General features: G+C 66.9%; 20 protein-coding genes. 2 read left to right on the top strand and 18 right to left on the bottom strand.

Annotated features, from left to right (window positions below; translation table 11 throughout):
- Positions 1-45: 45 nt before the first annotated feature.
- From AC5P6E_RS06800 to AC5P6E_RS06775, 6 genes are all read right to left on the bottom strand, one after another.
- Positions 46-1,503, bottom strand: a complete 1,458-nt coding sequence (locus AC5P6E_RS06800) for an esterase-like activity of phytase family protein (protein WP_197601830.1) — start codon at positions 1,501-1,503, stop codon at positions 46-48.
- A gap of 21 nt (positions 1,504-1,524) precedes the next feature.
- Entirely contained in the window at positions 1,525-3,843 is a 2,319-nt protein-coding gene (locus tag AC5P6E_RS06795; protein ID WP_019337838.1) for a TonB-dependent receptor domain-containing protein, read from the bottom strand.
- A gap of 284 nt (positions 3,844-4,127) precedes the next feature.
- Entirely contained in the window at positions 4,128-4,505 is a 378-nt protein-coding gene (locus AC5P6E_RS06790; protein WP_019337837.1) for a DUF2894 domain-containing protein, read from the bottom strand.
- On the bottom strand, positions 4,495-5,133 hold the full coding sequence (locus tag AC5P6E_RS06785) for an OmpA family protein (protein WP_005409939.1): 639 nt from the start codon (positions 5,131-5,133) through the stop codon (positions 4,495-4,497). The genes AC5P6E_RS06790 and AC5P6E_RS06785 overlap by 11 nt, the downstream gene beginning before the upstream one ends.
- Positions 5,130-7,394, bottom strand: coding sequence for a DUF802 domain-containing protein (locus AC5P6E_RS06780; protein ID WP_019337836.1), 2,265 nt, complete (start codon positions 7,392-7,394; stop codon positions 5,130-5,132). Before AC5P6E_RS06780 ends, AC5P6E_RS06785 begins: the two co-directional genes overlap by 4 nt.
- 10 nt (positions 7,395-7,404) lie before the next feature.
- Positions 7,405-8,058 carry a DUF3348 family protein gene (locus AC5P6E_RS06775; protein ID WP_019337835.1) on the bottom strand — a complete coding sequence of 218 codons (654 nt, stop codon included), beginning with the start codon at positions 8,056-8,058 and terminating at the stop codon, positions 7,405-7,407.
- Positions 8,059-8,204: 146 nt separating this feature from the next.
- Here AC5P6E_RS06775 and AC5P6E_RS06770 point away from each other — a divergent pair, with 146 nt between their 5' ends.
- A complete protein-coding gene (locus AC5P6E_RS06770) occupies positions 8,205-9,125 on the top strand; it encodes a M14 family metallopeptidase (RefSeq protein WP_043396360.1) in 921 nt (306 codons plus the stop codon).
- On the opposite strand, the gene eptA is transcribed toward AC5P6E_RS06770, so the two are convergent.
- From eptA to AC5P6E_RS06735, 7 genes are all read right to left on the bottom strand, one after another.
- Positions 9,029-10,840 (bottom strand): phosphoethanolamine transferase EptA, encoded by a 1,812-nt coding sequence (gene eptA / locus AC5P6E_RS06765; RefSeq protein ID WP_019337833.1) that lies wholly within the window; start codon positions 10,838-10,840, stop codon positions 9,029-9,031. The two genes, AC5P6E_RS06770 and eptA, sit on opposite strands and share 97 nt — an antisense overlap.
- 73 nt (positions 10,841-10,913) lie before the next feature.
- Positions 10,914-11,300: a diacylglycerol kinase gene (locus AC5P6E_RS06760; RefSeq protein ID WP_010485254.1), complete on the bottom strand. Its 387-nt coding sequence runs from the start codon at positions 11,298-11,300 to the stop codon at positions 10,914-10,916.
- A gap of 59 nt (positions 11,301-11,359) precedes the next feature.
- On the bottom strand, positions 11,360-12,592 hold the full coding sequence (locus tag AC5P6E_RS06755) for a HAMP domain-containing sensor histidine kinase (protein ID WP_495230800.1): 1,233 nt from the start codon (positions 12,590-12,592) through the stop codon (positions 11,360-11,362).
- Positions 12,589-13,263: a response regulator transcription factor gene (locus AC5P6E_RS06750; RefSeq protein WP_019337831.1), complete on the bottom strand. Its 675-nt coding sequence runs from the start codon at positions 13,261-13,263 to the stop codon at positions 12,589-12,591. Before AC5P6E_RS06750 ends, AC5P6E_RS06755 begins: the two co-directional genes overlap by 4 nt.
- Positions 13,264-13,374: 111 nt before the next feature.
- Positions 13,375-13,905 (bottom strand): Cif family virulence factor, encoded by a 531-nt coding sequence (locus AC5P6E_RS06745; RefSeq protein ID WP_495230799.1) that lies wholly within the window; start codon positions 13,903-13,905, stop codon positions 13,375-13,377.
- 35 nt (positions 13,906-13,940) lie between these two features.
- A complete protein-coding gene (locus AC5P6E_RS06740) occupies positions 13,941-14,387 on the bottom strand; it encodes a YbbD-related protein (protein ID WP_495230798.1) in 447 nt (148 codons plus the stop codon).
- Entirely contained in the window at positions 14,380-14,574 is a 195-nt protein-coding gene (locus AC5P6E_RS06735) for a hypothetical protein (protein ID WP_057503694.1), read from the bottom strand. Before AC5P6E_RS06735 ends, AC5P6E_RS06740 begins: the two co-directional genes overlap by 8 nt.
- 492 nt (positions 14,575-15,066) lie before the next feature.
- Here AC5P6E_RS06735 and AC5P6E_RS06730 point away from each other — a divergent pair, with 492 nt between their 5' ends.
- A complete protein-coding gene (locus AC5P6E_RS06730) occupies positions 15,067-15,384 on the top strand; it encodes a hypothetical protein (protein ID WP_197654699.1) in 318 nt (105 codons plus the stop codon).
- Between the two features lie 49 nt (positions 15,385-15,433).
- Here AC5P6E_RS06730 and AC5P6E_RS06725 read toward each other — a convergent pair whose 3' ends face one another.
- From AC5P6E_RS06725 to AC5P6E_RS06705, 5 genes are all read right to left on the bottom strand, one after another.
- Complete coding sequence (locus tag AC5P6E_RS06725; protein WP_019337825.1) at positions 15,434-15,781, bottom strand: RcnB family protein; 348 nt, start codon at positions 15,779-15,781, stop codon at positions 15,434-15,436.
- A gap of 133 nt (positions 15,782-15,914) precedes the next feature.
- Positions 15,915-17,351: an efflux transporter outer membrane subunit gene (locus tag AC5P6E_RS06720; RefSeq protein WP_197654698.1), complete on the bottom strand. Its 1,437-nt coding sequence runs from the start codon at positions 17,349-17,351 to the stop codon at positions 15,915-15,917.
- Positions 17,348-18,232, bottom strand: coding sequence for an HlyD family secretion protein (locus tag AC5P6E_RS06715; RefSeq protein WP_495230797.1), 885 nt, complete (start codon positions 18,230-18,232; stop codon positions 17,348-17,350). The genes AC5P6E_RS06720 and AC5P6E_RS06715 overlap by 4 nt, the downstream gene beginning before the upstream one ends.
- Position 18,233: 1 nt before the next feature.
- The gene (locus AC5P6E_RS06710) at positions 18,234-18,443 is read right to left on the bottom strand and encodes a DUF1656 domain-containing protein (RefSeq protein ID WP_019337823.1); all 210 of its coding nucleotides are present in this window, start codon (positions 18,441-18,443) and stop codon (positions 18,234-18,236) included.
- A 4-nt stretch (positions 18,444-18,447) separates the two neighbouring features.
- Entirely contained in the window at positions 18,448-20,409 is a 1,962-nt protein-coding gene (locus AC5P6E_RS06705) for an FUSC family protein (RefSeq protein ID WP_495230796.1), read from the bottom strand.
- Between the last annotated feature and the right edge of the window lie 79 nt (positions 20,410-20,488).

Below are 20,488 nucleotides of genomic sequence, written 5' to 3'. Positions count from 1 at the left end.
AACAGCGGGTTGATCCGGTAGCGGCGGGCCAAGCCCGGCGACGATTCAAGGCAGGGTCAGGCGGTACACCAGCACGCGGTTGTCGTTGTCGTACGGGCTGTCGCAGGCCTGGCCCTGCATGCGGCAGTGGCGGGCGATGAAGTCGTTGTCGTTGCCGATCAGCAGCAGTACGTCGTTCGGGTGCTGCGGGTCGAGCGCCGGCAGCACGTCCATGGCTTCCCACTTCTCTGACAGCAGTCCGGCATGTGGGCCGCGCTTTGTGTCCAGGTCCAGCCCGGCACGGGCCAACTGCGGGCGGTCCAGCAGGTTCAGCAGTTCGTCGCTGCGTGCTGGCATGATCTCCGGCTTCAGCGCGGTGTCGGTCGGGTCGGCCAGAACCGAGGCCGTGCCGGTTTCATAAGCACTTTCGGCCAGGTTGGTGGCATCGGCCACATCGACCAGCAGCACCGACTTGTAGACGATCGGGTCGTCGCCGTCCTTGCCCAGCCCGTTTCCGTCGCGGGCCAGCAGCAGAAAGCGATGGCCGTCCAGCGCGCGCAGCTCGCTCTGCGCCGCGGTTCGGTCCAGCTTGCCCTTGCCGTCGTGCGCGTAGGCAGGCAAAGCCATCACGTAATGGCCGATCGGCTGCTGTGGCGTTGGCGAGGCCGTCACGTCGTAGACCAGCACGCGGGTGTTGATGCGGCCCGCCGCGTTGCCCTGCGCGCTGTCCTGCAGCGTCGCGCTCTGCAGGGCGACGAACAGGCGGCTGCCGTCGGGTGACAGGCCCATGCCTTCCACGCCCTGGTTGTTGCGTCGGCCGGTCTGCGGTGGTGCCAGCGAACCGAACGCCGGCTTGCCGTCGCGCTGCGGACGGATCGCGGGTGGTGCCACGATCACACCCTGCACCTGGCCCTGCGCATCGAAGTAGTAGACGTTGGCGGTGTACTCGTCGCCGATATAGAAGTGGCCATCTGCGGTGAACTGCAGTGACTCAGCATCCAGCGAGACCTTGCCCGCACCGGCGCCGCTGGCCGGCGAAGGCAGCACCACCTGGCGCTGAGTGACCGTGTGGTCGCCCGGGTCGGCACCGGTGAACGGCTGCCCGTTGAAATCCTTCAGTACCACGCCCTTGTCGGGCACCATCGCCAGCGTGCCAAGCTCGGGCTCTCCCGGGGAAACGTCGATGCGCAGCTGCATGCGCTCGACGCGGCCGGTGTAGTCGTAGAACAGGCCAGCCTCGGGATCGTTGCGGCCGCGGTCGGGCAGGGTCCACAGCACGCCTTCGTAGCCGTTGGCAGTGCGCTTCCAGGTGCCGGGCTGCACCGCCAGCGACGAGAACGATCCCAGCGTGTCGCCCAGGAAGTCCACCGTGCCCGCCGGCACCCGCCCGGCGGCGACCAGGCCTTTGTCCACATAGGTGCGACCGCCCAGCTGCAGGGTGCGCGGCGCTGCGCCCGTCGCCTCATGCGGAGCGGAGTATCCGCTGGCGGAGAGAGTGGCCAGCAGCAGGGCGGTCGTGAGCATCGGTGGACTCCGGGCGGTCAATCAGAAGCGAAGGTCGATCGTACCGAACACCTGGCGCGGTGCCGAGGCATGGAACACGTACAGCTTGCCGGCCGGGTCGCTGGGTGCGAACACGCTCGAATCCAGGTTGCTGGCATAGCGCTTGTTGGTCAGGTTGGTCACGTTGAACGACAGGCGCACGCCCTTGGCGAAGCCGACCTGGCCGAAGTCATAGCCACCGGCCAGATCGAACACGGTAAAGCCGCCGAAGCCCTGGTCGTTGGTGTAGGTGTAGAAGCGTTCGCCGGTGTACTTGCCGCGCAGGCTGGCAAACCAGCCGTCGTCGCGCCAGGTGATCTCGGTGGCCAGCAGCTGCTTGGGTGTATCGGTCTGGATCTTGCCCTTGATCTGCTGCTCGACGCCGGCCTGCACGTAGTTCGACGCATAGGTCGAGCGGTTCAGCGAGGCCGAGGTGTACCAGCTGAAGTGCTCGTTCGGGGTCCACAGCACGGTCAGCTCGGCACCACGGCTGTCGACGCCGCCCACGTTGTAGAAGCGGTTGCCGCAGGTCGGGCCGACCGGCTGCCGCGAGTCGCAGGGGTTGTACTGCAGCAGGCGGTTGTCGAAGCGCACGCTGTAGGCCGCGACCGAGGCCTGCAGGGTATCGGTGACGAAGCGGTAGCCGGCCTCCAGCGAGCGGGATTCTTCCGGCTTCAGGTTGCCCTGCGCGTTCCAGGTGGCCTGGCTGACTGCCTGCGGGCCCAGCTTGAAGCCGCCCTGGAACATGGCGATGTTCTCGGCGTAGCTGGCGAAGATTTCGTGGTGCTCGGCCAAGCGGAAGTTGGCGCCGATGCTGGGCAGGAAGTTCTTGCTGGCCTTCAGTGAGCCGGTGGCGAACTGGTTGTTGGAGGTCGGCGAGATCGGCGCCTTCGCGTCGCCCGGCAGGGCCTGCGCATCGGAGGTGGCATGCGGGCTCTTGGCACCGAACTCCAGGGTCAGGCGATCATCGAGCAGGCGCCAGGTGTCCTTCAGGAAGAACTGGTGGGTCTTCCAGCGCGTGCGCTGGGCGAACACGCCGACGTCGGAGGGCAGGGTGTTCATGCCACTCAGGTCGCGCGGGCCGTCCACGGCGGTCTGGTAGCGCTCGGCGCTGCTGGTGTTGCGCTCGTACCAGACGCCGCCCTCGATGCGGTGCGCGCCCAGTTCCCAATCGAACGACAGCGTGCCGCCATCGCGGTCGATGGTATAGATCGTGTTGCGGAAGATGATCGGGATTTCCTGCGCGGTCCCCTTGTTCGACCACGCGCCGCTGTTCCAGTTGTGGCCTTCGCCGCGGTCGTCGTGGTGGTAGGCCAGGGCACGCAGGCTGAAGCCATCGGCCAGGAAGAAATCGCCGGCCAGGTAGTACAGGTTGTCATCGCGCAGGATCTGCCCGGCGGTGAACGCACCGTCGGCATCCTTGTCCGGGCCGCTGCTGTCGCACTTCTTCGCGTTGAAGCTGGCGGTATTGCAGTAGGCCTTGGCCACGGCCTTGTTCCAGTCCGGCGCATAGCCGCCCCAGTCCCAGCCCAGCCCGCGCGACATCTCGTCCTTGGACAGGTAGAAGTAGTCCGCCTGGGTAGTGCGCGAGGTATCGACGAAGCCGGTGATCTGGCCGCGGCCGAAGTTCCACACGCCCTTGGCGTTGAACTGCTTGGTGGTGGATCTGTTGTAGGCGGTCTGGTCGTTCCACAGATCGGAGACGGCATTCATGCCGGAGATATAGCCGGAGAAACCGTTGTACTCGCCGCTGTCCACACGCACGAAGGTGCGGCGGTTGGCATCGCTGCCGAAGGTCTGCACCACGCGGCCGCCGAGTTCCTGGGCCGGGCGGTCGGAGGTGTACGAGATGGTGCCACCGAGGTTGCTGGTGGACGGCGTGCCGAGGCTGCCGATACCCACGGCCAGTTCGGCGCCGGCCATGTTCTCGCTGATCAGCGCACGGTTGATGGTCAGGCCGTTGTAGTTGTTGTACGCGCCATCGCCCAGCGGCACGCCATCCAGCGTGTAGCCGAGGCGGGTGGAGTTGAAGCCACGCAGGCTGAGGGTCATCGACTGCTCGTTGGTTCCCAGCGCATCGGCCGACTGCGCGTTGACGCCCGGCAGCAGGTTCAGGGTCTTCTGCAGGCTGGTACCCGGCGGCAGGATGTCGAGGTTCTCGCGGGTGATGCGCTGCACCTGGCGCGCTTCACCGCTGCCGATCACCGAAACCGCATCGAGGTCGGTGGCGGACGTGCCATGGGAGGTCGGGGCAGCATCCTGCGCCCAGGCCGCGGGAGCAAGCGCGATCGACAGCGCGGCGGCCAACGAAGTCTTCGTCATGTTGCAGACACTCAGGCAGGCACGAGCCACCGCGCTGGCGCGGAGCTCATGGAATTGAAAAGGGGAGACAAGCGATGCGACTGCAGGCGCTGCACGCGCCGTGGGCCCACGTGAAAATGGTGCGCTAGACAGATGACTGTCTGGTGACACCGCTACACGCGTGGCATGCCGGAGCATGCATTGATATATGCCAACCTTGGTTGGCATGCGCGGCGTCGTTGGTGGAACGCCAACCAAGGTTGGCGTCTACGGGGGCGCCGAACGAGGTCGGCGTCACTGTGCGATCAACCCGCGTTGCGCGGCTTGCGCGTGCGCTTCGGCTTTGCGGTGTCACCACTGCTCACGGCACCGTCCTGCAGCGCCTGCAGCCAGGACAGGGTGTCCACGTAGTCGATGAAATGGCGCAGGTAACCTGGGCTGGTGGCCTGCATCGTGTCCAGCATGCGCTGCACCAGCACCGCCGAGTTCAGCGGGCCGCCGTCAGCCGGAGCCTCGGCGCGCAGCGAGCGGCGCACCTGCAGTTCGCTGCGCAGTTCCGACCACTCGCGCTGTACCTGCTGCAGCATCGGCACCCGCGGGTAATGCGGCAGCGAGCGCGACCCCGCATCGAGGTCGCGCACCAGTGCGCGCAGTCCCTCCAGTGCGGGCGGCTTACTTGGCATCCGGGGCCTTGGGCTTGGGAATCGGCGCGATCTCCACGCGACGGTTGCGTGCGCGTCCTTCCTCATTGGCATTGGAACTGACCGGCTGCTCGCTGCCGAACGCGGCGGCGAACACGGCGTCAGCCGGTACGCCATCGGCAATCAGGGTACGGGTCACGGTCAGCGAACGTTGCGCGGACAGCTCCCAGTTGTCGGCGAAGCGGCGGTTGCCTTCGCGCACCGGCGCATCATCGGTGAAGCCGCTGACCATGAGGATTTCTTCGCGACTGCCCAGATAGGCGGCCAGCGGTGCCGCCAGGCTGCGCAGGAGCTCCTGGCCTTCCGGCTGCAGCTGGTCGGAGTTGAGCGCGAACAACACGCTGCCGCTGATGCCGATGCGGCCGTCAACCAGCGTCACGCGACCGGCAGCCAGCGGGCCAGCCAGTGCCTGTTCGAGCGTCTGCAGGCGCTTGGCTTCGGCCTGGCGCTGCTTCACTTCCTGGTCCAACCGCTGCGACAGCTCCAGCTGCACCGCGACCACACCCACCAGGATCAGCACGAACGCACCCAGCAGCACCGACATCAGGTCGCCGAAGGCGGCCCAGATCGGGGCGTGTGAGCCGCCATCGACCTCCAGCTCGTCGCTCATGCGCTGCCGGCCTTGCCGCGGCGCGTGGCCAGCTGCTGCAGTTCTTCCATCACCTGCTTCTGCGACAGCAGGCTGAGGTCGACCACCTCGCGCGCCTGCGCCACGTAGTAGGCCAGCTGCTCATCGCTGCGGGCCAGCGAGGCATCCAGTGCGCCGCCAATCTGTTCCAGGCGGCCGGAAAGCTCGGTGGAGGCACTGCCGAACTGCGCGACCGCTTCACCAAAGGTGCTGGCCAACTGGCCCACTTCACCGGCGCTGCCGTTGAGCGCTGCGGCGATGCCGTCCAGCTTCCCGGTCTCGGCGGCGATATGGTCGGTGAAGCGGTTGCCGACGCGCTCCAGCAGCTCGGCCGATCCGCCAACCAGCGCGTCCACGGCGGTGCGCTGTTCGTGCGAGGCATGGTTGATCGCATCGAGCAGGGTCTGCACGGTGGCCAGCAGGCGACCGCGTTCTTCCAGCATTGCGTTGTCACGCACCAGGCTTTCAGAGAGCGTGCTGCGCAGTTCGTTGATGACGTCGGCAGCGGCCCTCGGCGCGGCTGCCGCGGTCTGCAGCAGGGTGGAGACTTCGGCCAGCGTTGCGCTGGCCTGTGCACGACCGTTCTCGCCGATCTGCTGTGCGGTCGCCGCCAGCGTGTCGCAGACCTGCTGCTGCTGCGCAGCCAGGCGCTCGCCGTTGGCCCGCAGGCGCTCGGCCAGGTCGGTGGAAACGTGCTGCAAGGCATCGCTCCAGCGCTGCAGGCGCTGTTCGTCGCCGGCCTGCAGCTGCGCATGCAGCGCGGCGTGGGCTTGCTGCAGTTCGGCGCTGACCGCGTCCCAGCGCGCCTGGCGCTGCTGTTCGCGAGTGTCCAGGCAGGCCTGCAGTTCGGCGTGCGCAGCTGCGGCGGCAGCCTGGGCGGCCTGCCACTGCTGCGAGCGCTGCTGTTCGTGGTCCTGCAGCAACGACTGGCTGGCGTCGTGACGCTGCTCCAGTGCCCGCAGCAATGCCTGCGCATGCTCGTCCAGCTGCTGGCCGGCCGCCAGCAGCGCCTGCTGCTGGCGCTCGACCAGCGCGCTGTTCAGTGCCTGCTGCTGCTCGATGGCGGCGCGCCAGGCCTCGGCGTTGCCGTTGGCATCGACCTGCAGGCGCTCGCCGATGCGCGCGACCAGTGCTTCGGCCTGCGTGCCCTGGCCATCGCTGAAGGCCTGCAGGTGCTGGCGCAGATCGTCCACCAGGGCCTGCTGTGCCTGGCTCTGTTCACTCACCACCTTGGCCCAGCTGGCTTCGGTCGCAACGCGGCTGCGCTCGAAACCGTCGCTCAGGCCAGCCAGCTGCTGCTGCACGGCCTGCTCGACGCGGGCGTGCAGTGCTTCGCTGTGACGGGCCAGGCCAGCCAGCGTGGTCTCGGCCATCGGCTGCAGCGCACCGCCGATGGCGGCGGCGCTGGCTTCGGCGCCTTCGCGCAGCGACTGCTGCAGCGAGACCGCCAGACGCTCCTGCAGCGCCTGGCTCTGGGTCAGGAATTCGGCCTGGCCGGCCAGCAGGCGCTCGTTGGCGGCCGTGCTGTGCTGTTCAAAGGTCTGTGTCATCGCCTGTAGGCGGTCGACCAGTGCCGGCAGCGCGGCGGACTGTGCCTGCAGCAGGCGCAGCGACTCGGCGCGCTGCCAGGCCTGCGAGTAGGGATGCAGGTCGCCTGCAATGGCCCGGTCCAGCTGCTGCACGGCCTGCAGCCGATCCCGACGCAGCAGCGCCGCCAGCAGGCCGAGCATGGCCGAGCTGGCCACACCGGCGATCGAGGTACCGAATGCCACCGCCAGGCCCTGCACCGGCGAGGCCAGCGAGCCGCGGATGGCGGCCATGTCGGTCGCGCTCTGCAGGGCCAGTCCGGTGCCACGCAGCGTGTCCATCATGCCCAGCAGGGTACCGAGCATGCCCAGCAGCACCAGCAGGCCGACCAGGTAAGGGGTCAGCACCGGTGCGGGCAGGGCGGTGCGCTCGCCCTCCACGCGCAGGCGCACGGCGTTGCGCAGGCCTACCGGCACGCGCTCCAGCCAGGGGGCGAGGCTTTCCTTCGCGCTGGACAGGTCGTTCAGTGCGGCGCGCAGGCCGTTGCTGGCCTGGCGGTAGCGGTACAGCTCCACGCCACCGGCGATGTAGCAGGCCGCGATGATCGCCGCCACCGCTGCACCCAGCGGATGCACCGAAACGTAGCCAATGCCGATCCAGCACACGGCCAGCAGGCCGACAAGGAAGACAACGACATGGAAAGCAGTTCTGGACATGGTGTTCCGGTCAGTGGGAGCGCAGGGCGTCTTGCAGCCCTTCGATCGGGTGGAAGCGCAGCTGCAGCTCGGCGAGCAGCAGCGTGCGCATGTCATGGCGGAAGGCCGTGCGCCAGCCGGGCTGGCCGTGCACGCGTTCAAATCGGGCGCCGAGCACGGCCGGCGCAGTGGCCAGCAGGCTGTGCTCGCGCGGGGTGAGGGTCTGTTCCATCACCGCATCGACCTCGGCCAGCCGCGCCAGCTCGGGCGAAACCTGCACCAGCTGGTCGCGCAGGCGGCCGCGCAGGCGGCCCGTGGCGGTCTGGATGGCCTGCTGCAGTACCCGGTAGCGCTGGCGCAGCGAGGCGAAGTTGGGTGCGGCGGCAGCTTCGGCCAGGTCCAGCAGGCGCTCGGCCTCGGCATCCTCGCGGATCGAGGCCAGCAGGCTGGCGTGCGCCTGCGCGCAGTCGGCCAGTACATCCTCGACTGCCTCGGCGGCTTCACCGGGCTCGGGCAGGCGTCCGCCGAGCGCCCCGGACAGGGCCACGGCACGGCTCCAGTCCACCCACTGGCCGAGGCGATCGGTCAGGGCGGGACTGGTGGCCGGCATCGCGCCGTCGCTGAGACGGGCGAGCAGGCGGAGGAACTCCGGTCCACCCAGGACCGGCTGCGCTGCGTTCGCCATCAAGGGGTGAGGGGCCAAAAACCATTGATTTTACAACCAGATGACCCCGGCTGGATGAAGGCGGGGCGGGGCGGGGGCGCCCGCAGGCGCGACAAGGCTTAGAATGTCCGGCTGCACCCATCCCGTTCGACCCCTGGAGTTCCCCAATGACCGTTGCGCAGTTCTACCCGATCGGCACCCCCGGACAGCCCTGGGGCGACGCGGAACGCGCACAGTGGCGGGCCCGCCAGCAGCGCCGGCGCAGCTACCACGACGACGTGGTGGCCGCGCTCGAGCGCCTGGACGACAGCTTCGATGTGATCCAGTACGGCCAGCTGGACTATGCGCCGGACCATTACCCGCTGTTCGCCGTGGTCAACCACGACTGGAACCCGGCGCTGCCGACCGCGCTGATCACCGGTGGCGTGCATGGCTACGAGACCAGCGGCGTGCACGGTGCCCTGCAGTTCCTGGAGCAGCAGGCGGAGCGTTACCTGGGCCGGCTGAACCTGATCGTGGCGCCGTGCGTCAGCCCATGGGGCTACGAGCGCATCCAGCGCTGGAACCCGGACGCCATCGACCCCAACCGCAGCTTCCGTGACGGCGGCCAGATCGTGGAAGCCGCCGCCCTGATGGCCTGGGTGGCCGAGCGCAAGCCGAACCTGCTGGTGCACCTGGACCTGCACGAGACCACCGACAGCGACCTGCAGGAGTTCGATCCGGCGCGTTGTGCCCGCGACGGCAAGCCATTCGAGCGCGACACCATTCCGGATGGTTTCTACGTGATCGGCAACAGCGAAGATCCGCAGGCCGAGTTCCAGAAGGCATTGATCACCGCCGTGGCCCCGGTCACCCATATCGCCCCGGCCGATGCCGAAGGCAACCTGGTCGGCCTGCCGCTGCAGTCGCCGGGCGTGGTCTGGGGTGAATCGCGTTCGATCGGCGCCTGCGCCGGCTTCACCGACGCGCGCTTTGCCACCACCACCGAGGTCTACCCGGACAGCCCGCGCACCAACCCGCAGGAATGCAACGACGCCCAGGTGGCGGCGGTGTGTGCGGGCCTGGATTTCGCCCTGGCGGCGCAGTAGCGCGCCACGTTCCGGGCAGCGACCGGCATCAGCCGGCGCCTTTCCTTGGCCGGTGAGGTGGCCACAGCCGGCGAAGCCGACGCGCGGCAACCTGCGAACACATCCAGATCGTGCTGGTACACCCCGCTGTTGACCGCGAACAGGCCCAGCAGCGAGTGGAAGAGGTTGTCGTGGCTGTGCGCCCGGTGCAGGGCATTCTGGTGCAGGCAGGCCAGGTCCAGGCCTGCGTTGCGGCTGAATTCCGGTGAGAACCACATCACCATCGGCACCTGGGTCTGCTCGCGCGGGGCGATGAAGTAGGGCGTGCCGTGCAGGTACATCCCGCGTTCGCCCAGCGACTCGCCATGGTCGGACACATAGATCAGTGCGACATCACGCTGGTCCGCATAGCCCTGCAGCAGGTCGATGGCCTTGCCCAGCAGGTGGTCGGTGTGGACCAGAGTGTTGTCGTAGGTGTTGACCAGCGCCTCGTTGCTGCAATGCTGGATCTGGTTGCTGTCGCAGGTCGGGCTGAAAGCCCGCGACGCTGCGGGATACCGTTCAAAGTAGGTCGGCCCATGACTGCCGAGCTGATGCAGCACGATCAGGGCGTCGCCGTTGATGGCATCGATGCGTGCGCCCAACTGGTGCAGCAGCACGTCGTCGTAGCAGGTGCCGTCGGCGTTGACGCACTGGCCGGCCACCTTCAGCGCAGGCATGTCCTCGGTCGGTACGCGTTCGCACACGCCCTTGCAGCCGCCGTTGTTGTTGTTGCGCCAGAGCACGCTGATGCCGGTGCGCTGCAGGATGTCGAGCACGTTCTCCTCGGTTGCGGCGCGCACGTCGTCGTACTGGCCTCGGGTCATCTGCGAGAACATGCACGGCACCGAGATGGCCGTGGCGGTCCCGCATGAGGAGACATCATTGAAGCTGATGACGCCTTCCTTGCGCGAGAGCCGGGGATTGGTCGCGCGTGGGTAGCCGTTGAGCTGGAAGTTCTGTGATCGCGCGGTCTCGCCGACGACCAGGATCACCAGCTTCGGGCGCGGGCCCGGCGCGCGCCGTGCGTCCATGCCAATCGCGCGCAGCGGTTGCTGGCGGGTGCTGTAGAGGCTCTTCAGGTAACCGTGGGTATGCCGCACCACGTTCAACGGCAGCACCTGGTCGCGGATGTAGCGGTTGTTGCGAAGCAATGACGAATAGTCCTTGTAGAACGCAAAGCCGATCGCCAGCAGCACCATCATGGATACCAGGACGTTGACTGGCCACACCAGGAACGAACGTATCGAGCCCGCCCCGCTGGCGGTGCGCATCAGGACCAGCCCGGTCGCGGGCAGCCCGCCCAGCGCCAGCAGGGTCAACAGCAGTGGCAGCGACAGATAGGCGTTCAGTTCAGCCTGGTTGGTCTCGAACACGTTCTGCACCATGCTGCGATCGATCAGCACGTTGTAGTGCAGCATGAAGTAGCTGCAGGCGGCGCTGACGACAACGAGCAGCACCAGCAGCGGCCTGCGCAGGAACGGCAGTGCCAGCAGTGGCGTCAGCAGCAGGTTGAACAGGCAGAAAAGCACCACCGGCAAGCTGGCCAGGAACAGCACGCTGCGCAGGCTGTTGAGGTCGATCAGCCCCCACAGCGTCTTCCAGAGGGCGATGTTTCCAATCGTGGTGAAGAACAGTGCGGTGGCCCAGACCAGAACGATCGGATGGGGCCGTGGAAAACGGCGGCGTTGACGCACGAGCAGGTTCCGTGGAGCGGGAGTGCGCGCAGTATCGAAACCGCTTTATCAGGAAGTTGTCAGGTTGGGCGGACTAGCCCAGCAGGATCACGCCCCACACCGCGCCCACCATCAACAGTGCGGTGGTCTGCGCGGCGCTGCCCATGTCCTTGGCGTTCTTGGACAGTGGATGCTGTTCCAGTGAGATGCGATCGACCACTGCTTCGATCGCCGAGTTGAGCAGTTCCACCAGCAGGCTGATGAAGCAGACCGCCAGCACCAGCGCCCGTTCGAGTTTGCTGATGTCCAGCACGAACGCTGCAATGATCAACAGCGCGTGCAGAAGCAGCAGTTGGCGAAAGGCCGCCTCGCCGCGGAAGGTGGCGATGAAACCATCGCGCGAATGGATGAGGGTGTGGAAGATGCGGCTCAGGCCGCTCTTGCCGTGGGGGTACTTGCCGCTGTCCTTGGGGTGCTGCATGCCGTTTCCACCGTGAAGTGAGCAATCCCCAGCATGTGCAGGCGCGCGTCAGGAAACCGTCAGATGGGCCACTCCAGGCTGAACCGGCAGCCCTGCTGCGAGGAACGCACCGTCATCCTCCAACCCAGGTGCTCGACGATGCGCTGCACGATGGACAGCCCCAGTCCCTCGCCACTGTGCGGGCTGCCGGGCACGAAGCGCTGGAACTGCTGTGGGTCGATACTGGAGGGCAGGCCGGGTCCGGTGTCGGCGAAGGTGAGTGCGGTGTCGTGGAGGGTGATCCTCACTTCGCCCCTTTCGGTGTACTGGCAGGCGTTGCGCAGGAGGTTCCAGATCACGCTGTGCGCCAGATCTGCGTTGGTGTCCAGCACGGCGTCATGCCGGGCATCAAACGCAACGATCACCGGCTTGCCGGAAATCCACGGCTGGCAGCGCTCCATGCAGGATTCGATCAGTGGGCGCAGGGCCACCTTGTTGCGCGGCACGGTACTGGGGGCGCGTGAGAGCAGCAGCAGGCAGGTCAGCTGGCGCTGCATCTCCTGGGTGGTGCGCAGGATGCGCTCCGCGCTGGGAACCAGGTGGCTGTCGGCCGGAAGCTGGCAGGCGAGCGTCTCCGCAGCGCCGCCGATGATGGCCAGCGGCGTGCGCAGCTCGTGGCTGGCATCGCCGCTGAAGCACTGTTCGCGATGCAGGAACCGTTCGAGCTCGTCGCTGTGTCGGGCGAAGGCGCGGGCGAGTACACCGATCTCATCGCGCGCGTCCTGGTAGGGAAAAGGCTTCTGGCCGCCCTGCACCGCGTCCGCCAATCGCGTGATGGGCGCGATGACATGCGTCGCTACCTTGCGGCCGATCAGGAAGGCGCCGAGCACGCAGATCGAAATGACCAGTGCCGCAAAGGCGTTGATCAGGTGTTCCAGATAGCCATAGTGCGCCGCATCCTGCAGCAGGTAGTAGCGCTGGTCGCCGTTGTTGAAGACGCTCAGGTGCCACTCGTTGGGCGCCTCTTCGCCGTGATGGCCCGGGCCGTACTGGCGCAGCACGACAGGCGCGTCATGGGCATCGAACAGCTGGGTCCCCGGTGGCAGGGCGGGGCGTTGGCCACGAGCCAGCGCGGCCTGCAGCCTTTCCACTTCACCGTGCTGGGTCCGCGCGACGACAGCAGCCCGGACCTGGTCGTAGTCGACCTGTTCGGCCAGAACGATGAAACCCATGGCACCGGCCATCAACAGCACGAACGAGATCGTGATGCGGGCACGCAAGCTCAGGCGGCGGTAGAGGGAGGCAGGGCTCACGCCTGCATGCGCCAGCCGACGCTGTGCACCGTGGTGATCAGCGCGGCGTCGAAGCTGCGGTCCACCTGCAGGCGCAGCTCATGGATGTGTGTTCGCAGCGCGCCGCTGTCCGGTGGCTCGTCGCCCCAGACCAGGTATTCCATCTCCTGCTTGCGCACCACGGCGGGCGCCGCGCGCACCAGGCACATCAGCAGCTTGTGCGACGTGGGTGTCAGCGCAATGCAGCGGCCTTGCCGCCAGGCCTGCGGCGAGCGCGTGTCCACCTGCAGATCCTTCCACGCCAGCACGCTCTGGACCTGGCGGCCCTGGGCGCGTCGTACCAGGGCCTTGATCCGCGCATCCAGTTCCGTCAGCGAAAACGGTTTGACCAGGTAGTCATCCGCGCCCAGGGCCAGGCCCTGCACGCGGTCTTCGACCGGATCGCGCGCTGTCAGCATCAGGATCGGTACCGGGTTCTGGAACTCCTGGCGCAGCTTCTGGCACAGCGTCATGCCGTCCAGCCGCGGCAGCATCAGGTCCAGCAGGATGGCGTCGTAGTCGTGCTGCGTGGCCCGGCGCAGTCCGCTGGCGCCGTCGCGGGCGTCGTCCAGGACGTAGCCCAGCGGTTCAAAGAAGGCATACAGATTGGCAACCAGCTCGGGGTTGTCTTCGATGATCAGCAGGCGGGTCATAGCGTGCGTCCTTGCGCGTGGCCGAACTCTGCCCGATCTCTTGCCGGATGCCAATGCCCTGGCTGAATGGATCGCAATCGGCAATCGGCGCTCAGCGTCCTCAAGCGACGTTCAATCGGCCGGGCTGCGTGAGTCGCGGATCGAATAGATCACCGAAAAGATCTTCCAGCCCTGTTCGGTGCGGATCAGCTGCCACATTTCCTTGCCCCAGTTGGTCTTCCCCCCATCGTCGTGGAAGCTGTAGTCGAACGACACCGAGGCCACGTCGCCGTCTGTCTCGATCTTCGTGTTGGAGAACGTCTCCTCCTTCGGCTTCGGCGAGGCCACCGCTCCATCGATCAGCGCGATGAAGTTGTTTGCGGGAATCTGCCGCGCCTTGATCGCATCGGGCTTGGCCTTGCGGATGTCCTGCAGGCGCACGTCCTCGGAAACATACTGCCAGCCGATGTCTTCCGGCTTGTCCGAAAAGAACAGGTCCATGTAGGTCGGCTTGTCCTTGTTGATCAGCGAGGTCCGGAAGGATTCGACAACCTGTTCGATCGCTTCGATGTCGGCGGGGGCGTTCTGCGCGGCGTAGGCCGGCAGGCACGCCGCGAAAGAGAGGGCGAGGGCGACGAAGCGTGCACGCGCGTTGGGCATCATGGGTTCCTGAGAAGAGGGGCGACGGTGCGGGCGCATCACCGTGCGTAGGTTCGCCAGAAGAGCACGCGGTCTTCGGTCCTGTTGATGGCGACGAAGAGCGATTCTCCGGATTCAGGTGCGCAGCGAAAGACGCGGTACGACGCGCTGAGCGTCGCGTCGCCAGGCAACCAGTGTCGATTGAACGCAACAGGATCGCTGTCGTTGAATGTGGTTGCCTGGCAATCCGCAGGCAGCTGCAGTGGTATCGCAGGGGGCTTGGTGAAGGCCAGCGCGCTGGTGTTCGAGTCGAGGTCGTGTACCTCGCGCAGGTCGGTCGCCTCGTGGGGTACCCAATCGGGAATCCATCCCTTGTTCACCATGTCGGCGTCAAGCGCCTCGCACAGAGTGTCGAACGAACTGTCCATCACCAGTCCGCAGGCGCCGAGCGCGCTACAGAATGTCACGACGATGGCGCGCCTGGCCATTCCGGCGGGGCTAGTCATCGTCGTCCTCTTCTCCGGAAAGCAGCCTACCCAGTTCTTCCGGTGGCAAGCGCTTGAGCCGCGCTTCCAGTTTCCGATCGTACGGCCGGTCGTTGGGTCCGGTATGGCGCTGCGCCTTGCGCGCGTACTGCTGCATGAACAGGCCGATCTCCTGCGCGATCCTGTCCTTCCGGCGCTTGCCTGCCATCGACGGGCGTCCCTGTGTTCATCCTGAATCATCGGTCGGCGCACGCTAGCACGGATGCCGGGCGCTGCAACAGGCCCGTTTGTCGAGGTTTGACGTTGAAGAAGGTCTGCGCGGATGACGCGCGGGCGCGAGGCGCAGGAGGGGGTCTGTCAATGAGGACACTGATGGAGGGGCTTGCCGGCCTGTTCGTGGCTTACGTTGCCAGTTGCTCGGCGATCTCAGCGTGGCATTCCCACGCGCTTGCCTCGGTCCCGGTCGGGGCGAGCAGGGCCGAGGTACTGCGGGTGCCGGGGCAACCTGACGTGGTGGAGCATGCCGGTGCTCCCTTTACCCGCATGCCAGCAGTGGATGCGATGGTCGCTGTGCGCAGCGACGGTGGTATGAGAACCGGCTGGGCCTGGATACCCAAGCCTGGTCGGTAGAGCTGGATGCCTCCGATCGCGTGCTCGCAACGTCGCGCTGGACATCACCGTAGAAGACCGCGACGAGCGCATGCGTATCCATCGACCTTTCATCTTCATCGCAAGCTTGGCCCTGATGGCGTTGTGCGGGCTGATGGGCGTAATGGTGCTCATTTATGGCTTCAACGAGCACGGCCTGAGCTGCGGCAGGCTGTGCTCACTGGAGATCTCCATCCACCTGCTCTTTGGTGATCGGGGATTCGAAATACTGGTTGCGATGGGGCTCGTTGCCGCAGCGCTGATGTTAGGGCATATCGCACTGCGGGAGGGCATGCATGCCGGGCGGCAGCGGAGGCAGGCGGGGCGCGGCGGGCGCAAACACCGCCGACCGGAGCGACCCCGGTCGTAGGGTGTCTGCACCGGGGTAAATCGCTCCATGTGGGACGCCGCAGGTCGCTTCAGCGATGCAGGGCGTCGATGATCAGCCCGGTGGCGATCTCCACCAACAGGTACTCGTTGTCGGACTGGCGCACCCAACGCCGGTCGCGGCCCGGCTCGCGCAGGTCATAGCGCGCGTAATCGTCTACCCAGTAGCGGCGGTCCACTTCGGCCCACGGCAGGCGCTCGCCACGTCGCCAGGCCTTCTTCTGCCAGCCCGGCGGCGGCGCATCACGGTTATGCGGGCCGCCCGCATGCGGTGGCGGGCCGTTGCCGCGGGCGTGGTGCGGCGGATCGGCGAAGGCGGGCGCTACGGCGAGTGCTGCGGCCGAGCCCACGGCAATGGCAAGAAGACGTATGGATGTCATCGGGATGCCTCCGTCATGGCCGCGATATGCGGCGCTGTGAGCGCGAATATAGGGCAGGCCGTGTGAATGAATACGGATGTGGACAGGGCTTTCATGAACAGATCGGGTAGCGGCTGCTGCTGCGAAGACGACGTCAGCGGGCCGCACCAATGGCGACGGCCCCTGCAGCCCAACCGCCGCCCAGTGACAGGAACACATCCATCTGACGGTCGACCCGCTCCGCGCGGGAGGCCGCCAGTGCGGACTCCGCATCTGCCAGCGCGGCCTGGGCCGAAAGCACGTCGAGAAAATCGATCCTGCCGAAGCGGTAAAGCTGCTGTGCCTGTCCGGCTGCGCGCGCCGCGTCCCCGCGCGCCTGCGCCAGGCTGCGCTCGCGTTCAAGCTCCTGCGTGCAGGCAGAAAGCGCGGTCTCGGTCTGGCGCAGTGCCTGCAGCACGATGCCGTCAAAGGAAGCAAGAGCGGCATCCACATTGGCGCCGGCCGCCGCGATGCGGGCCTTGGCCACGCGGCGGTTGGGCCAGTGCCATGAGAGCAGCGGCCCGACGCTCGCCCCGAAACCGTCGGCCGAAAGCAGCTGCCCTCGCGTGCCTGCTGTGCCCAGGGATGCGCCCAGGGTGACCCGCGGATAAAGTTCCGCGGTCTCTACGCCGATCATCGCCGTGGCCGCGGCAAGGCTCCGCTCGGCGGCACGTATGTCAGGGCGCCGCTGGAGCAGCTGCCAGCCCTCACCGACCGGCAGCGCCTGCTCCAGCTCCGGGGGGCGCGGGCACGCTTCCGCCTCCCTCGGATAGTCTGCCGGCACCCTGCCCATCAATGCGGCCAGTTCGAACAGTGCGGCCTGACGTTCGGCCAGCAGGTGCGGTATCCCCGCCGCGCTGCGGTTGACGGCGGCACCGGCACGGCTGACATCGAAGTCCGTTCCTCGACCGCCTGCGGCGAGGCGGCGGGTTGCCTCCAGCGTGGCGTGCTGGATCGCCAGCACCTGCCGGGTTGCGGCGAGCGTGTGATTGCGGGTGCACACCTGGAGATAGGCACGCGTGACGGCAGCAGCGACGACCACGCGGACCTGGTCGCGTGCCGCAGCGACGGCCTCGGCGTCCGCGTTGGCGGCTTCGATGCCGCGGCGGATGCCGCCTGCAAGATCCAGTGGATAGGAGAGGTGAAGGCCCAGCGCATACGACTGCGGCGCGGCCGACGCTTGGGCGTAACCACCTGTATGGGTGAGCGTGCCCGATGCATCCACGTCGGCTTGCACGGCACCGCGCGCGCGGTACTCCAGCACGGTTGCGCTGGCGCGCCGAAGGTTGGCATCGGCGGCGCGCAGGTCGGTATTGGCCGCCAGTGCTTCGCGTACGTAGGCGTCAAGCCGGCGGTCGCCATACAGGTGCCACCATTGATCTGGTGGCGCGTCCTGGCTGAACGATGCCTCCTGGCCCGAGACGAACGCCCGCGCCACCTGGGGGGAGGCCGCGACCGCATTCGCAGGCAGGTGATAGTCGGGGCCGGATACGCAGGCCGTCATGGGCAGCAGCAGGGCAAGCAGCCCACCGCGTAGTGTTCGCACGCTCACTTGCAGGCTCCCGGTGCCGAGGGTGTGATGGTCACACTCGCAGTGCGACCCACGATCAGGCGGGTATCCGACGGCGCATCATCGATGCGGATGCGTACCGGGATGCGCTGCGCCAGCCTCACCCAGGTATAAGTTGGCGCCACGGCGGGCAGCAGGTTGTGTGTGCTTGAGCGCTGATCGTCGGCAATGCCGGCGGCGATGGTATCCACGTGTCCGCGGACGTCGTGGTTGTCGCCCATCAGCCGGGCCACGGCGGCATCGCCCTCGGTGATGCAGGCCAGTTTGGTTTCCTCGAAGTAGCCCTCGATACGCAGGCTGCCGGTGTCGATCAGCGCCAGTGCCTGCGCACCGGGTTGCAGGTAGTCGCCCGCGTGCAGGTCGAGGTTGGTGATGATGCCATCGGTGGTTGCGCGCACCTCGGTGCGTTGCACGTTGAGCTGGGCAACGCGCTGTGCGGCCCGTGCCTGCGCCAGCGCGGCCAGCTCGGTATCGACCTTGGCGGCATTGCGTTCGCGGGTTTCCGAAGCGACCAGGTTGCCAAGTGCGTTGTCCCGCGCCGATTCGCGGCGGGCCAGCGCCAGCGTGGCATGCGCGCTCCTGACCGCCGCGTCTGCCTTCTCCAGCGTGGCGGCGAAGCGTGGCTGATCGAGCACCAGCAGCAGCTGGCCGGCACTGACCCGCTGGTTGTCGTGCACCAGCACCTGGGTGACCAGCCCCCCCATGTCCGACGCAACGCGCACCACATCGGCGCGCACCCGCCCATCCCGCGTCCACGGGCGCATTTCGTAACGATTCCAGAGGGAGAGCGCGGCAATGGCGGCAAGCGCACACACGCCCAGCGTTGCGCTCCAGCGCCCGATGACAGCAAGCAGGTCTTTCATTTCATTTCTCGAGCAGGGGCGAGAGCCGGATCATCAGCTCCGCCAGGATCACGAACAGGGACAGGCCCACCAGCGGCCGCGCGGCGAACAGCCGGTACAGACCGAGGCTGGCGAGCAGGCGTGAAGTCAGTATCGACAGCGCCAAGGCGGCAGCGGCCACGGCGAGCAGGCCGGGAATGAGCACGCCATCAATGGAAAGATCAGAGAGCATGCGGTCAGTGCCGATGGGTGAGCGGTGAGGCCAGCAGGTCGCGGCGCAACCCGCTGAGCAGGTGCAGCAGATTCCCTCGATCGGCCTCGGCGATGGCTGTTGCGGCCTCGCGCATGCAGTCCAACAACTTCAGAAGATGGGCATCGACACTGCGTGGCGCGTGGGCGCGAACCCTGAAATGTGCGGCGACGCGTTCGACCAGCGCCGCGTGTAGCGCCCGAACGTGCGGGTTGTCCAGGTACTTGTCCAGTGTGCGGAGTTGGCTGGATGCATGTGCCGCACGAACGTCCGCAAACAATGCCCGCAGCTCGTGTACTGCGCTGGAACGGCCCTGCAACCTTGGAGCGAGCAGCCCGATTCGATCCAGCATGCGGCTGAGCAAGGCGCGGGTCACATCACCTCGTCCGGCGGTGTGTCGTGCGATATCCCGACGGATCGAATGCTCCAACCGTGCGCGGTTGCGGCCCGCGTCGGCGGTTTGGAACAGCTGCATGCTGCACAGTGCCACCGTCGTACCCACGAACAGCGCAACGCTGTTGTTGAGTGCGCCGACGATGTTGACCGAATTGGTCGCGCCCAGGCCTGCGATGATCGGGAAGGTCAGTACCACGCCCAGGGCGGCCATGATGAAGGGCGGCCGGGCCAGGAACGATCCGCACAGCAGCAGCACCGGCGCGAGCGCGGCAATCAGGCCGGTGATATCGGACAACGCGGGGAAGATCAGTAGACCGTAGAGCAGGCCGACGGCCACGCCGATGCACGATCCCACCAGGTAGCGCATGACATGCGGCGCCGGCGCTTCGATCGTGCCGAACAGCACGCACGCCGTGCCGATGATGGACACCGCCGTGGCGCCCTCCGACCAGCCGGTGACGATCCACAGAACGCAGCTCAGCAGGATGCCGGCGAACGCGCCCAGCGCGCTGCGCAGGGCAAGCCGATGATCCCGGTGAAGTACCGCACCCTGCACATGTCGCGCAAGGCGGGCAGGCACATGCCGACGCCAGTCGGGACGGGCAGTGTGCAGTTGCGCCTGCAGCACGCGGCAGTCGGCGTGGGCGAGGTCGAGCTCGGTCTGTTGCGCGGCGAGGCCGGCCTGCAGCAGATCGCGCCAGCCCGTTGCATCCATCGCGCCGGCCTGTGGTGAACGCAGCCGATCGATGGAATCTTCCACCGCGCTGGACAGCATCAGGACGTCCAGCATCCGGTCGTGCAGGGCGCGCAGGATCTGCACCTGCGCCACGCCGTGGGCGCTGTCGTAGGGCAGGTGGATCGACAGCACATGCAGCTCGAGCAGGTCGGCGGCCACTTTCGAGCGGTCCGTCGCCAGTACCGTGTCCGATGCACCGGCGCGCATGTCCCGTGTCCATCGTTCCGCATCATCCAGCACGGCAGCAACCCGTACGTGCACGCGCATCGAGACCCGGCGCGGCAGCACCAGCGCATGTACCAGCGTTGCGGCCAGGATGCCGATGGCGATTTCCTGCACCCGTGTGATGGCAATGGTGAACACGTCTCCCGGCACCATCACCGCAGGAAATCCAATCAGGCTGGTGGTATAGCCGGCCAGCAGGAACGCATAGGCACGTGGCGTGCGGTCGAGCATCGCCAGATACAGGCAAAGCGCCATCCACGTGGCGAGTGCGGCACTCAGCACCAGGGGGGCATTGGCGAAACGTGGCACCAGCACGACGGTGGCGACGGCCCCGCCCACGGTACCGAGCAGGCGGAACAGGCCGCGGCTGAGCGTTGCCCCGGAAAGGGGCTGTGACACCAGATAGACCGTGCCGATCACCCAGAACGGGCGATTCAGGCCGACCCTCAGAGAGACATACAGCCCCAGCGACGCGGCGAGCAGGCATTTGAGCGAGAACAGCAGCGCTTCCTGATCGGTCCTGAGGGCAGGGTTCTTCAACCGGGCAAATGCCTGGCGCATGTAGGGGCGGAACGGGGTGGGGGAGTGCATGCGGCTCATGCTAGTGATCGGCCGCACTGGCGAATTTCGCTACAATGACAATCAATCGCTAAAACCGGTCAATGTGAGA

The organism is Stenotrophomonas sp. YJH_SMC_16 (assembly GCF_059367875.1).
The sequence above is the reverse complement of the archived record's forward strand: the minus strand, read 5'-3'. Positions and strand labels throughout refer to the sequence as shown.

Bases quoted from the DNA above. Each gene is read 5' to 3' on its own strand.
- AC5P6E_RS06800 (WP_197601830.1), bottom strand. From the start codon at position 1,503: ATGCTCACGACCGCCCTGCTGCTGGCCACTCTCTCCGCCAGCGGATAC.
- AC5P6E_RS06795 (WP_019337838.1), bottom strand. From the start codon at position 3,843: ATGACGAAGACTTCGTTGGCCGCCGCGCTGTCGATCGCGCTTGCTCCC.
- AC5P6E_RS06790 (WP_019337837.1), bottom strand. From the start codon at position 4,505: ATGCCAAGTAAGCCGCCCGCACTGGAGGGACTGCGCGCACTGGTGCGC.
- AC5P6E_RS06785 (WP_005409939.1), bottom strand. From the start codon at position 5,133: ATGAGCGACGAGCTGGAGGTCGATGGCGGCTCACACGCCCCGATCTGG.
- AC5P6E_RS06780 (WP_019337836.1), bottom strand. From the start codon at position 7,394: ATGTCCAGAACTGCTTTCCATGTCGTTGTCTTCCTTGTCGGCCTGCTG.
- AC5P6E_RS06775 (WP_019337835.1), bottom strand. From the start codon at position 8,058: ATGGCGAACGCAGCGCAGCCGGTCCTGGGTGGACCGGAGTTCCTCCGC.
- AC5P6E_RS06770 (WP_043396360.1), top strand. From the start codon at position 8,205: ATGACCGTTGCGCAGTTCTACCCGATCGGCACCCCCGGACAGCCCTGG.
- AC5P6E_RS06760 (WP_010485254.1), bottom strand. From the start codon at position 11,300: ATGCAGCACCCCAAGGACAGCGGCAAGTACCCCCACGGCAAGAGCGGC.
- AC5P6E_RS06750 (WP_019337831.1), bottom strand. From the start codon at position 13,263: ATGACCCGCCTGCTGATCATCGAAGACAACCCCGAGCTGGTTGCCAAT.
- AC5P6E_RS06745 (WP_495230799.1), bottom strand. From the start codon at position 13,905: ATGATGCCCAACGCGCGTGCACGCTTCGTCGCCCTCGCCCTCTCTTTC.
- AC5P6E_RS06740 (WP_495230798.1), bottom strand. From the start codon at position 14,387: ATGACTAGCCCCGCCGGAATGGCCAGGCGCGCCATCGTCGTGACATTC.
- AC5P6E_RS06735 (WP_057503694.1), bottom strand. From the start codon at position 14,574: ATGGCAGGCAAGCGCCGGAAGGACAGGATCGCGCAGGAGATCGGCCTG.
- AC5P6E_RS06730 (WP_197654699.1), top strand. From the start codon at position 15,067: ATGCGTATCCATCGACCTTTCATCTTCATCGCAAGCTTGGCCCTGATG.
- AC5P6E_RS06725 (WP_019337825.1), bottom strand. From the start codon at position 15,781: ATGACATCCATACGTCTTCTTGCCATTGCCGTGGGCTCGGCCGCAGCA.
- AC5P6E_RS06715 (WP_495230797.1), bottom strand. From the start codon at position 18,232: ATGAAAGACCTGCTTGCTGTCATCGGGCGCTGGAGCGCAACGCTGGGC.
- AC5P6E_RS06710 (WP_019337823.1), bottom strand. From the start codon at position 18,443: ATGCTCTCTGATCTTTCCATTGATGGCGTGCTCATTCCCGGCCTGCTC.
- AC5P6E_RS06705 (WP_495230796.1), bottom strand. From the start codon at position 20,409: ATGCACTCCCCCACCCCGTTCCGCCCCTACATGCGCCAGGCATTTGCC.